The 13,244-nt window shown below is 69.0% G+C and carries 7 protein-coding genes and 1 other RNA gene; 4 read left to right on the top strand and 4 right to left on the bottom strand.

The genetic code is table 11. The features are described from left to right. Positions 1–377: 377 nt before the first annotated feature. Complete coding sequence (locus CCS01_RS24215) at positions 378–3,482, bottom strand: efflux RND transporter permease subunit (RefSeq protein WP_104521334.1); 3,105 nt, start codon at positions 3,480–3,482, stop codon at positions 378–380. A gap of 92 nt (positions 3,483–3,574) precedes the next feature. Between CCS01_RS24215 and CCS01_RS24210 the strand changes: the two genes are divergently transcribed. Beyond that, positions 3,575–3,769, top strand: coding sequence for a hypothetical protein (locus tag CCS01_RS24210; protein WP_104521333.1), 195 nt, complete (start codon positions 3,575–3,577; stop codon positions 3,767–3,769). 451 nt (positions 3,770–4,220) lie between these two features. Here CCS01_RS24210 and CCS01_RS24205 read toward each other — a convergent pair whose 3' ends face one another. Both CCS01_RS24205 and CCS01_RS24200 read right to left on the bottom strand, forming a co-directional pair. Beyond that, entirely contained in the window at positions 4,221–7,457 is a 3,237-nt protein-coding gene (locus tag CCS01_RS24205; protein ID WP_104521332.1) for an efflux RND transporter permease subunit, read from the bottom strand. Between the two features lie 194 nt (positions 7,458–7,651). Then, positions 7,652–8,917, bottom strand: coding sequence for an efflux RND transporter periplasmic adaptor subunit (locus tag CCS01_RS24200; RefSeq protein ID WP_104521331.1), 1,266 nt, complete (start codon positions 8,915–8,917; stop codon positions 7,652–7,654). A 255-nt stretch (positions 8,918–9,172) separates the two neighbouring features. Here CCS01_RS24200 and ssrS point away from each other — a divergent pair. Continuing rightward, positions 9,173–9,330: non-coding RNA, 6S RNA (ssrS, locus tag CCS01_RS24195), on the top strand. A 5-nt stretch (positions 9,331–9,335) separates the two neighbouring features. Further along, positions 9,336–9,662: a GxxExxY protein gene (locus tag CCS01_RS24190; RefSeq protein ID WP_104521330.1), complete on the top strand. Its 327-nt coding sequence runs from the start codon at positions 9,336–9,338 to the stop codon at positions 9,660–9,662. A 469-nt stretch (positions 9,663–10,131) separates the two neighbouring features. Here CCS01_RS24190 and CCS01_RS24185 read toward each other — a convergent pair whose 3' ends face one another. Further along, the gene (locus CCS01_RS24185; protein ID WP_104521329.1) at positions 10,132–11,049 is read right to left on the bottom strand and encodes a hypothetical protein; all 918 of its coding nucleotides are present in this window, start codon (positions 11,047–11,049) and stop codon (positions 10,132–10,134) included. A 143-nt stretch (positions 11,050–11,192) separates the two neighbouring features. Here CCS01_RS24185 and recQ point away from each other — a divergent pair, with 143 nt between their 5' ends. Continuing rightward, positions 11,193–13,058 (top strand): DNA helicase RecQ, encoded by a 1,866-nt coding sequence (gene recQ, locus CCS01_RS24180; protein WP_104521328.1) that lies wholly within the window; start codon positions 11,193–11,195, stop codon positions 13,056–13,058. Positions 13,059–13,244: the final 186 nt, after the last annotated feature.

Genomic DNA, 13,244 nt, shown 5'->3' with positions numbered 1-13,244 from the left:
TGGCCCGGACAAGCCGGGCCATGACGATGGGGGAACGCTCTTGGCGCCCAGGCAAGCACTTGATTTTACAGTCATTTCCCACTCGTTTCCAGGATGTGTGCATCCCGTAGGGCTCGTCCGGGCCACCCGTCGCGGCATAGGTGCTTGAATAGGTGGCCCGGACAAGCCGGGCCATGACGGGGTGGCACCGATCTCGCCCATTTTCGGCCATTGCGGTGCCGGCGCGCCGGTTGGCTAACTCCGTGTTGAAGATCGGTCGCCGATCCAGGCTCTGCCGCTGCCTTGGCCCCCCCGGAGACGACACTGCCGCTCGTCGCAAGACCCCAGCAGGGAATCGGGTCGGCATTTCCGGCGGCCGGTGACAGCTCCATTCCCACTCAGACCTGACGCGGCTCCGTCATCGGCCGCACGATCGCCGAACGGCGGCCGGCCAGCCGCTCCAGCGCGAGATACACCACCGGAGTCGTATACAGCGTCAGCATCTGCGACACGATCAGTCCGCCGGCGATCGCGATGCCCAGCGGCCGGCGCAGCTCGGCGCCGGTGCCGAACGACAGCGCCAGCGGCAGCGCGCCCAGCAGCGCCGCCAGCGTGGTCATGATGATCGGGCGGAACCGCTCCAGGCAGGCGGCGCGAATCGCCGCGTGCGGCGCCATGCCAAGCTGCCGTTCCTGCTCCAGCGCGAAGTCCACCATCATGATGGCGTTCTTCTTCACGATGCCCATCAGCAGGATGATGCCGATGATGCCCATGATCGACAGCTCGGTGCCGGTCAGCCACAGCGCCAGCAAAGCCCCAAGCCCGGCCGACGGCAGGCTCGAGATGATCGTCAGGGCGTGCAGCAGGCTTTCGTACAGCACGCCCAGCACGATGTAGATCGAAATGAACGCCGCCGCGATCAGCAGCGGCTGCGATGCCAGCGATTGCTGCAGGAACTTGGCGTTGCCCTCGAAATCCGTGTGCACGTCGTCCGGCATGCGCAGGTCGCGGGCGGCGTCCGCCACCAGCGTTTCAGCGCTGCTCAGGGCAACGCCGGGGGCGAGATTGAAGCTGATCGTTCCCGATGCGAACGGCCCCCGGTGCCGCACCGCCAGCGGCGTGGTGCCGCGCTCGAACCGCGCCACCGCCGACAGCGGCACCTGGACGCCCCCGGGTTCGCCGACATACAGCCGATCCAGCAGCGACGGATCGGCCTGCAGCCGGGGATCGACCTCCAGCACCACCTTGTACTGGTTGCGCCGGGCGTAGATCGTCGACACCTGCCGCTGCGAGTAGGCGTTGTTCAGCGCGTTGTCGATGTCGGAAACCTGGATCCCCAGCCGCGCGGCGGCATCGCGGTCGATCACCACGTCAAGCTGCGGCCCCGCCTTGTCCTGGTCCGAGGAGACGTCGAGAATCCCCGGCGTGTGCTTCAGCCGCTCCTCCAGCGCCAGCGCCCAGTGGCGCATCTTCGCCAGGTTCTGGCTGATGACCACGAAGCCATACTGCGCCCCATCCTGCCGCCCGCCGCTGTGCAGGTCCTGCGCCGAGAACAGCACGGTATGCAGCCCGCTTACTTTCGCCAGCTTGCCGCGCAGCCGGTCGATCACCGCGTCCGACGACACGTGGCGCTCGCTCAGCGGCTTCAGGCTGATCGTCATCCAGCCGCGGTTCAGCGACGACCAGCCGGACGACACGCCCACCGTGGAGGACACCGCGGCGATCGCCGGATCGCTCAGCAGCACGTCCACCGCCGCGCGCTGGCGTTCCTCCATGGCGGCAAAGGAGATGTCCGGATCGGCGATGGTCGAGCCCTTGATGATGCCGGTGTCCTGCTGCGGCATGAAGCCCTTCGGCACGACGCCGTACATCCGCACCGTCAGCACCACCGTCAGCAGCGTGATCAGCAGCATGAACACCCAGTGTTCCAGCGCCCATTCCAGGGTGCGGGCATAGAACCGCATCACCGCCGCCAGAGCGCGGTCGATCGCCCGCCACAGCGTTCCGTGCCCGCCGGGCGGCTCGGCCAGTTTCATGTAGCGGCCGCAGATCATCGGCGTCAGCGTCAGTGACACCACCGCGGAGATCGTGATCGCCATCGTCAGCGTCATGGCGAACTCGTGGAACAGCCGCCCCAGGATGCCGCCCATGAACAGCAGCGGGATGAACACCGCCACCAGTGACACGGTGATCGAGATCACGGTAAAGCCGATCTGCCGGGCGCCGACGATGGCGGCCTGCAGCGGCGGCAGGCCGCGCTCGGCGTGGCGGACGATGTTCTCGATCATCACGATCGCGTCGTCCACGCAGAAGCCGACCGAAACGGTCAGCGCCATCAGCGAGAAATTGTCGATCGTGAAGCCCAGGAACCACATCCCGGCGAGGGTGCCGCCGATGGACAGCGGCACGGTGACGGCGGCGGCCAGGGTCGGCACCAGCCGGCGCATGAACACCAGCACCACCATCAGCACCAGCGCGATGGTGACCAGCAGCGTGTACTGCACGTCCGCCACGCTGGCGCGGATGGTCGTGGTGCGGTCGGCGATGACGGTCAGTTGGATGCCCGGCGGCAGCCACTTCAGCAGTTGCGGCAGCAGCGCGCGCAGCCCGTCCACCGTGTCGATGACGTTGGCGCCGGCGACCTTGGTGATGGTCAGCAGGATCGCCGGCTGCTTGCCGTCCCAGGCCGCCAGCCGCGTGTTGGCGGTGCCGTTCACCACCTTGGCGACATCGGACAGCCGCAGCACGTCGCCGTTGGCCGCCTTCAGCACCAGCGGCGCATACTGCCGGGCCTGCCACATCTGGCCGTTGATGCCGATGGTCTCGGCGCGGTCCGGTCCCTCGAAGCCGCCCAGCGGCTCCAGCACGTTGGCGCCGCGGATCACGTTGTAGACGTCCTGGCTGGACAATCCGGTCGCCGCCAGCCGCACCGGGTCGAGCTGGATGCGCACCGCCGGCTTTTCCGCGCCGTTCACCTGCACCTGCGCCACGCCCGGCGCCTGCGACAGGCGCTGCGCCAGGACGGTGTCGGCGGCGTCGTAGATCTGCGCCGTGGACAGCGTCGCCGAGGACAGCGCGATGATCATGATCGGCGCGTCGGCGGGGTTGAACTTCCGGTAGAACGGCCGCGTCGGCAGATCGGACGGCAGGTCCGGCGTCGCGGCGTTGATCGCCGCCTGCACGTCGCGCGCCGCCCCGTTGATGTCGCGGTCGATGTCGAACTGGATGATGATGCTGGTGTTGCCGGTGGCCGAGATCGAGGAAATCTCGGTCACCCCAGGGATCTGGCCGAGGTGCCGCTCCAGCGGCGCGGCAATCGAGTTCGCCATCGTCTCGGGGTCCGCCCCCGGGCGGGCGGCGAACACCACCATGGTGGGGATGTCGACGCTCGGCAGCGCCGCGACCGGCAGGAAGCGGGCGGCGACGAGGCCGGACAGCATCAGGCCGAGCGACAGCAGGATGGTGGCGACCGGGCGGGCGATGAAGAAGGCGGAGACGTTCATGCGCGTCCCCAAACCCAGCCATGCCAACCGGCCGGGTGCAACCGGCGCCGGGCACGGTCGTTAGGGCGGTTCTGCTGAATCGAGAGGTGCCTATGCGTAAACCGTTGATGATCGCCGCCTGCGCCGTGATGCTGGCGAGCCTGGCCGCCTGCCACCAGGAAGGTCCCGCCGAGAAGGCCGGCCAGAGCCTGGATCAGGCTGGGCAGAAGGTGCAGGACACGCTGAATCCGCCGCAGGGCCCGGCCCAGAAGGCCGGCCGCTCGGTCGACCGGGCGCTGGGGGAATGATGTCACAGGGCGGGCCGTTCGCCCTCTGTCGTGGCTGGGCTGTTCTCTCTCGTCGCTGCGGGCGGATCGTACTTTCTCCGTCATGGCCGGGCGTGTCCCTACGGGATGCACAGATCTCGGAAACGGTCCGCCGCTGCGTTTCCCTTTCGTCATGGCCCGGCTTGTCCGGGCCACCTATTCCAGCACGTGTGCCGCGACAGGTGGCCCGGACAAGCCGGGCCATGACGATGGGGGAACGCTCTTGGCGCCCAGGCAAGCACTTGATTTTACGGTCATTTCCCACTCGTTTCCAGGATGTGTGCATTGCGCAGGGCGTGTCCCGGCCATCCACCCCCCACCGTCGAAGCGCGGATGGCCGGGACACGCCCGGCCATGACGATGGCACGACGACCCTGCTCCGCCGCTTGACGGTCGTTCGCTCCCAACCGCGACGGGATTATGCGCCATCCCGCTACTCCGCCGCCGCCGGTTCCGGCGCGCTCGGGCCGGACAGCCGCAACCGCATCCGCTCGAACGCCAGATAGATCGCCGGCGTCGTGTACAGCGTCAGGAACTGCGACAGCAGCAGCCCGCCGATGATCGTCACGCCCAGCGGATAGCGCAGCTCCGACCCGGCGCCGCGCTCCAGCACCAGCGGCAGCGCGCCCAGCAGCGCCGCCATCGTCGTCATCATGATCGGGCGGAAGCGCAGCAGGCAGGCCTCCCGCATCGCCGCATGAGGCGGCAGGCCGCGCGTCCGCTCGGCCTCGATGGCGAAGTCCACCATCATGATGGCGTTCTTCTTCACGATGCCCATCAGCAGCACGATCCCGACCAGCGCCACCAGCGACAGGTCGATGCCGCAGGCCATCAGCGCCAGCAGCGCGCCGATGCCGGCCGAGGGCAGGGTGGACAGGATGGTGACAGGGTGGATCCAGCTTTCATACAGCACGCCCAGCACGATGTAGATCACGACCACCGCCGCCAGGATCAGCCACGGTTCCGCCGACAGCGTCTTGCGGAACTCCTCGGCGTCGCCGGAATAGCTGCCGGTGATCGTCTGCGGCATGCCGATCGCCGTCTCGGCGCGCGCCACCGCGTCGATCGCCTGGCCCAGCGCGTAGCCGGGGGCCAGGTCGAAGCTCAGCGTGATCGCCGGGAACTGCTCCTGGTGGCTGATCACCAGCGGCGCCGTGACCCGCTTGATCCGGGCGATGGCCGACAGCGGCACCTGCGGCATCGGCGTGGCCGGGACGACATTGGCGCCCGTCGTCACCGCGGCGGCCTTGGCGGTGCCGGAGGCCGCGCCCGTGCCCGATATCCCCGTGCTCGGGCCCGAGGTCGTCGTCGTGCCCGAGGTCGCGCTCGGCACCGATATGCTGTTGCCGCCCGGCACCCGCAGCAGCCGCAGGCTGTCGGGGTCCGCCTGCCACAGCGGATCGGCCTCCAGCACCACGCGGTACTGGTTGGCCTGGGAGAAGATGGTGGAGATCTGCCGCTGCCCGAACGCGTCGTAGAGCGTGTCCTGGATCGCCTGCATCGTCACGCCCAGGCGCATGGCGGCGTCGCGGTCCACCGTGATCATGGTGCGGAAGCCGTCGTCCTGCTGGTCGCTGGCGACGTTCCGCAGTTCCGGCAGGGTGGCCAGCTTCCGCTTCAGCCGCGGCGCCCAGGCGGCCAGTTCCGCCGCGTCGGTATCCATCAGCGTGTACTGGTAGGCGGTGCGGCTGACCCGCGTGCTGATCTGCACGTCCTGCACCGGCTGGAAGAACGCGGTGATGCCGGGGATGCCGCCGATGGCCGCCTGCAGGCGCGCGATCACGGTGTCCATGGGCGCGCGCTGGCCCACCGGCTTCAGCGCGATGGTCAGCCGCCCGGTGTTCGGCGTGGTGTTGATCGTCCCGGCGCCGACGAACGACACCACGCCGGTGACCGCCGGGTCCTGCCGGATGATCGCCGCCATCCGCGATTGCAGGTCCACCAGCTTCTGGATCGAGACGCTCTGCGCCGCCTCGGTCATCGCCAGCACCACCCCGGTGTCCTGGCGCGGCAGGAATCCCTTGGGGACGACCGCATACAGGCCGAGCGTGCCGGCCAGCGTCGCCGCGCCAATCAGCAGCACCAGGCGGTGGTGGCCGAAGCTCCAGTCCAGGGTCCGCCGGTAGCCGGCCAGCAGGCGGTCGAAGCCGCGCTCGCTCAGCCGCGCGAGCCAGCCCGACTTCTCGTCGGCGGCCGAGCGCAGCAGCCGCCCGCACATCATCGGCGTCAGGGTCAGCGACACCGCGGCCGAAACCACCACGGCCACCGCCAGGGTGACCGAGAACTCCTTGAACAGCCGCCCGACCACGCCGGTCATGAACAGCAGCGGGATGAACACGGCGATCAGCGACACCGTTAGCGAAACGATGGTGAAGCCGATCTGCGCGGCGCCGCGGAAGGCGGCTTCCAGCGGGGGGACGCCGCGCTCGATGAAGCGCACGACGTTCTCGATCATGACGATGGCGTCGTCGACGACGAACCCGGTGGCGACGGTCAGCGCCATCAGTGACAGGTTGTCCAGGCCGAAGCCCAGCATCTGCATGATGCCGAAGGTGCCGATCAGCGACAGCGGCAGGGCGACGGCGGGGATGAAGGTGGCGCGGGCGCTGCGCAGGAAGACGAAGATCACCAGCACCACCAGCAGCACCGACATCACCAGTGTGTACTGCACGTCGGCGACGCTGGCCCGGATCGTCTCGGTGCGGTCGGTGACGATGGCGATCTTCACGCCCGACGGCATGGCCTTCTGCAGCCGCGGCATCGCGTCCTTGATCGCCTGCACCGTCTCGACGATGTTGGCCCCCGGCTGGCGCTGGATGTCCAGCACCACCGCCGGCGTGCCGTCATAGAGCGCCGAGACGCGGGCGTTCTCCACCCCGGCGACGACGCTGCCCACCGCCGACAGCCGCACCGGCGCGCCGTTGCGCCAAGCGACGATCAGGTTCCGATAGGCCGCCGCATCGACCAACTGGTCGTTGGCGCCCAGCGCGAAGGACTGGCGCGGCCCGTCGAACCCGCCTTTGGCGCCGTTGACGTTGGCGGCGGCCACGGCGGTGCGGACATCCTCCATCGACATGCCGTAGGCCGCGAGCCGCGCCGGATCGACCCGCACCCGCACCGCCGGCCGCATGCCGCCCTGCACGGTGACGCGCCCGACGCCGGCGATCTCCGAGAACTTCGGCTGCAGCAGCGTGTCCGCCGCGTCGCTGACGACGTCGATCGGCACGGTGTCGGAGGTCAGCGCCAGCGTCAGGATCGGCGCGTCCGCCGGGTTCACCTTGGAGTAGACCGGCGGATACGGCAGGTTCGGCGGCAGGGTGGCCGACGCCGCGTCGATCGCCGCCTGCACGTCCTGCGCCGCGTTGTCCATCGACCGCTGCAGGCCGAACTGCAGGGTGATCTGGCTGGTGCCCTCGGCGCTCTGCGAGGTCATCAGCTCCAGCCCCGGGATCTGGCCGAACTGCCGTTCCAGCGAGGCGGTGACCAGCGTCTCGATGGTTTCCGGGCTGGCGCCGGGCAGTTGGGTCACCACCTGGATGGTCGGGAAATCCACCTCGGGCAGCGCCGAGACCGGCAGCGCGCGGTAGCCCAGGAACCCAGCCAGCAGGATGGCGACGGCCAGCAGCCAGGTGGCGATGGGACGAGCGATGAAGGGCGCCGAGATGTTCATGCGCCAGGGACTTGGGGCGAAATAACCGATTCGCCGGGGCCGGCGCACCGGCCCCTCGACGTCATGGTGGGCGCAGGCCCACCATCCACGCCTGTGGCGCGATCAGCACTGCAAAGCGTGGATGGCCGGCCTGCGCCGGCCATGACGGTTGGCCCGTCCGTGCGACAATCGTAGCGGTTGTTCCGCATCACGCCCTACCCGGCCGCGCGCGACCGCTGCCGGTTGGTGCCCGGCGCCGTCGGCTGCTCCGGCACCGACGGGGTGGAGTCGGGGGCGGTGATGGTGACCCGGGTGCCGTCCGACAGGCGGGAGGCGCCGTCCACCACCACCTCGTCCCCCGGTTTCACGCCGCTGCTGATGATGGAGACGTCCTGGTCCTCATAGCCGACGGTGACCGGCTGGCGCCTCGCCGTGTTGCCCGGGTTGACCACGAAGACATACGGCCCACGCGGCCCGCGCTGGACGCCGGCGGGCGGCACCACGGTCGCGTCCCGGGCGATCCCGGTGCGCAGCCGGACGCCGACGAAGCCGCCGGGCCACAGGCGGTGCGCGGGGTTGGGGAATGTGGCTTTCAGCCTGATGGTGCCGGTGGTGGTGTCGACCTGGTTGTCCAGCACCGTCAGCGTGCCGGTGTCCAGCACCTGCGCCGGTTGGCCGGGCGCGTCCTGCGCCAGCGCCAGCACCGGCGCCGGCCCGGACGCCATCGCCTGCGCCACCGCCGGCAGCGCCTGCTGCGGCAGGGTGAACACCACGGAAATCGGCTGCAGCTGGGTGATGACGACGATCCCGGTGGTGTCCGCCGCATGCACGATGTTGCCCGGATCGACCAGCCGGATGCCGGTCAGCCCGTCGATCGGCGCGGTGATCCTGGTGTAGCTGAGGTTGGTGCGGGCATTGTCGATCTGCGCCTGGTCCTGCTGCACCAGCGCCACGAACTCCGCCACCTGCGCCTTGGCGGTGTCGGCCTGCTGCGCCGAGGCATAGTTCCGCGCCACCAGTTTCTCATAGCGGGCGAGGTCCAGGCGGGCGTTGGCGAGTTGCGCCTCGTCCTGCGCTTTCTTGGCGACGGCGGTGTCCAGCGCCGCCTGGTAGATGCGGGGATCGATCTGCGCCAGGACGTCGCCCTTGTGGACGGCCTGGCCTTCCCGGAAATTCACCGCGACCAGCGGACCGTCGACCATCGCCTTGAGGGTGACGGTATAGAACGCCTGCACGGTGCCGAGGCCGTCCTGGTAGATCGGGATATCCCGGGACCCGGCGGCCGCGGTCACCACGGGGATCGCCTGGGTGGCAGCGGTGTCCATCTTTTTCGGCGGCGGCGCGGCGGGGAAGAACCAGACCGCATAGACGATCGCCGCGAGCGCCAGCAGGCACAGCAGCACCATGCGGCCTTTGCGCAGGCGGGACCGGGAGCGGGGCCGGACAGGGTCTCGGGTCAGGGCGTCCAAGGAAGAGTCCATGCAGGGGATGCTTCAGCAAGCCGATGGCAATATCGGGGCGTATCGCGTTCGCGCCAGTCTTACCAGACGATCCTGCGGCACCGCTGTTACAACCTCGTCATGGCGGCGGGCGGCCAACCGCATGTTTTCCGGCGCCGGCCGCCGGTGTGGTTGCGGATGCCGTCCGGATGCCGGTCCGTGCGGCGATCCGGCATAATCGAGCATGTGCACCACGGAAGCCATTGCCGGGAGCCTCCTGCTTGCCTAGGTTAGCGATGCGGGCTGCCCGGTGCGTCAGGCAAGACATCCCCTGGGCCAGTAAGCAACTCCCTCGGGAGCTGGCTCTGCCGGAACCCTGGTTTCGGTACCCGGCGCCCACCTGCACACGCAGGCTCTGGGAGGATGCAAATGCCAACGGCCAGGGCGGCTTCGCACTTCAATGACATTTCAGGACCGGCGGTCCGGGCCTGCTCTGACCGGTGTATGCCGCCTGCCTATGCGACGAACTGCGCAAGCCGGCATTCCGTTCCAGCGGGAGGCCGGAGTGCCCGTGATGTATAAAGCCAGGAGCCTGACGCCGGGCTTCCGCGCCGGCATCCTGGTGGTGGACACGGTTCTCGTCGCGGTCAAGGCTGTCGCCGCGCTGCTGCCGGCGCACAACGCCCGGGTCCCGATCTATCCGCGCGTGAGTCCCATCCGGGAGGGCCTGCCGATGAATTGCCACGCCACCCGGCTGAAGGACGGCCTGCGGCGCTTCATCGCCTGACTCGTTCACACCCTTCGTGGCCCTCCGTCGTCCTTCGTTCACTCCGTGTTAAAACCGGTAGTCGATCCACACCCTGTCGTTGCCTTGACCCCACTGAAAAGACTTTCAACCCCCGATGCCGCTCGCCGGGAGAGGCCCCCACCGGAGCGTGACACACCGCCTTTGCCGCCCGGCCCGTGATCCGCGGCGGCTGCGGGAATGGGATTGAATCTCCGGCGGGCGGCACCAGGGCTATCTTGCCGGCCGGCAACGGACCGGGGCTGGTCCAGCACCGTCAGACGTGGATGGCGGCCCTGCGGCCGCCATGACGACGGGGCGGACGAGCCAGGCCATGACGATAGAGACAGAGACGACCTCGCCCCCTCTCATACCAACCCGCCTAAAGAATCACCCATCCCGACTGCGAAGATGTAGCCAATATCAGAGGCTTACTGTGCGATGGATGGAGCCATTTTTCGGCGGGTTGGTATCAGGCCCGCTTCAGCAGCCGCCCGATCCGCACCGCAAGACGGGCCAGCGCCGGCGTGGTCGTCGGCCGCAGCAGGCGGGTGTCGTAGCCGGCGAAGCGGCGGTCGTTCTCGCTCAGGCAGATCGCCATCAGGCCGAACGGACTCAGGTCGCGGTCGCTCAGCGCCTGCCCGCCGGTCAGGGTGAAGTTGTTGTCCGGCGCCTGCTTGCCGCCGCCGTCGATGTCCTTGGCCAGGCCGATGCGCTCGTACGCCAGGAAGATCCACGCCTGCGCCACCCGCAGCTCGAACCGCAGGCGCTGCCACGGCCCGAGCCGCTTGCGGTGCCAGGCGAGCCAGTTGGCGAACAGCAGGATGTGGCGGGCTTCCTCCTGGATCACCGGCTCGAACGTCTCCACCAGCTCGGCCGGGAAGTAGCCGGACCGGCGGGCCAGCTCGAACAGGCCGAAGGCGAAGAAGCTGTCGATGCATTCGGAAAAGCCGGTGACCAGGTAGCCCCATTCCCGGTCTGCTGGCGGCGTGTCCGAGGCCTCGGGCGCCAGCGGGATGCCATAGCTGGTGACGAGGTGGGACAGCACCTCCCGGTGGCGCTGTTCCTCCCAGCCGTTCTGGCCGATGGCCTCGCGCCAGGTTGGATCGGCCGTCGATTCGCCATAGCGCAGCATCCGGGCGCTGGCCTTGTTCTCGGTGCTGACGGCGATGTCCCAGATCGGCAGGCTGGTCAGCCGCTGCAGCGCGTCGGGATCAAGTTTCGGCCAGTCGATCACCGACGGCTTGTACGGGTTGAACGTGTCGCGGAACATCCGGCACGCCGCGTCGCGATGGGCGTCCGAGCCGACGGGCAGCGCGCCCCGCTCCGGCCAGTGCCATTCACGCGCCCGCGTGTCGGCGGCTTCGATTTCGACTTGAGAAGGCAACATCCGCGCTCAGATACGGTCTGATCGGCATTCTGCAAAGCCCCACACGGTCACGAGAGCGTGGCAAAAACGGGCCGGCTCGCCCTATACTCCCAGTTGCCGCGGCGATTCGGCTGTTCGGCAGAGTTTGGAGTGACCCGCGCCGGATGCTGGATACCCCGACGATCGATCCCGCCGGCGTGCTGCGCCGGGTGTTCGGCTTCTCCGGCTTCCGCGGCCAGCAGGAACCGGCGGTGCGCCACGTCGTGGCCGGCGGCGACGCCCTGGTGCTGATGCCGACCGGCGGGGGCAAGAGCATCTGCTACCAGGTGCCGGCGCTGTGCCGCCCGGGCACCGCGGTGATCGTCTCGCCGCTGATCGCGCTGATGGACGACCAGGTCGCCGCGCTGCGCCAGGTCGGCGTCAACGCCGGCGCGCTGCACTCGGAAGTCGCGCCGGACGAGGCCCGGCTGATTGGCCGCGACCTGTTCGACGGCCAGCTCGACCTGCTGTACGTCTCGCCCGAGCGGCTGCTGGGCTACGGCACGCCCGAGCGCCTGTCGCACATCCGCCTGTCGCTGGTGGCAATCGACGAGGCGCACTGCGTCTCGCAATGGGGCCACGAGTTCCGGCCGGAGTTCCGCGAACTGTCGCGCCTGCCCGACATGTTCCCCGGCGTGCCACGGGTCGCGCTGACCGCGACGGCGGACCCGCGGACGCAGCAGGACATCCTGGCGGCGCTGCGGATGCAGCAGGCGAAGGTGTTCGTCTCCAGCTTCCACCGCCCGAACCTGCGCCTGTCGGCCGCGCCGAAGGTTGGCGAAACCGCGCAACTGCTGGACTTCCTGAAGGCGCACCGCGGCGATTGCGGCATCGTCTATTGCGGCAGCCGCGCCAAGACCGAGCGGATGGCGGCCAAGCTGGTGGAGAAGGGCTTTCCCGCCGTGCCGTTCCACGCCGGCCTGGACCCGGAGCTGAAGCGCCAGGCGCTGGCACGGTTCCGCTCCGGCGAGCCGGTGGTGGTGGTGGCGACCATCGCCTTCGGCATGGGCATCGATCGGCCCGACGTCCGCTTCGTCGTGCACCTGGATATGCCGGACAGCCCCGAGGCCTACTACCAGCAGATCGGCCGCGCCGGCCGCGACGGCGATCCCTCCGACACGCTGCTGCTGTACGGCGGGCAGGATGTGGCGCAGGCGCGGCACTGGCTGGCGCAGTCGGCGGCACCCGAGGCCCGCAAGCGGGTGATGCGGACGAAGCTCGAGGAAATGGTCGCTCTGACCGAGACGGTGACGTGCCGCACGAAGTCGCTGCTGGGATGTTTCGGCGAGACGCTGCCGTGCGACTGCGGCCACTGCGACAACTGCGAGGTCCCGCCGGTCACGGTGGATGCGACGACCGAGGCACAGATGGCGCTGTCGGCGGTATACCGCACCAGCCAGATTTTTGGCGCCGCGCACATCGTCTCGGTGCTGCGCGGGGAGAAGACCGAGGGCGTGCTGCGGCACGGGCACGACAAGCTGAAGACGTTCGGCATCGGCGCGGCGCATGCGCCGGCCTACTGGCGCGGCCTGATAAGGCAACTGATCGCGCTGCGGGCGCTGGACGTGGATACTGAGGGACACGGCGGGCTGTACCTGGTGCAGGAGGAGGCGCGGCCGATCCTGCGCGGGGAACGGCCGGTGATTTTGCGGCAGGAGGGGCGGGCGCCGGCGCGGGCCGCGCGTCCGGCGGAGAAGCCGGCGCCGGTTGCCGCCTCCGCGGCGGCCGCGGCGGCCGCGGACCCGCACAGCAAGACCCTGTACGAGGCGCTGCGGCTGTGGCGGCTGGCCGAGGCGAAAGGGCAGGGGATTCCGCCCTACGTCATCTTCCACGACTCGGTGCTGCGCGACATCGCCGCCATGCGTCCGATCAGCCTGGAGGAACTGGCGCAGATCAAGGGCGTTGGCGCGTCCAAGCTGGAACGGTATGGCGAGCGGGTCCTGGGGGTGCTGGCCGCGGCCGTGCCGGAGGGGCTGACGCGGCGGGGTTAGGGCGTCTCCAGCAGCTACCGATCGGCCTTAATCGAATATACAGAAGACTACATAGATCTTCCTGCTTACGCACTTTTCTCAGCCTCTGGGGCATGATACATAGCATGAACATCCGGTTGTAGCGAGGCGGTGGCAATGGCTCGGAACAAGGTGCAATTCCAAAAGGGCCTCAGCGAGGCGGCGTTC

Source organism: Rhodopila globiformis (genome assembly GCF_002937115.1).
GTDB classification, from domain to species: Bacteria; Pseudomonadota; Alphaproteobacteria; order Acetobacterales; family Acetobacteraceae; genus Rhodopila; species Rhodopila globiformis.
The sequence above is the reverse complement of the archived record's forward strand: the minus strand, read 5'-3'. Positions and strand labels throughout refer to the sequence as shown.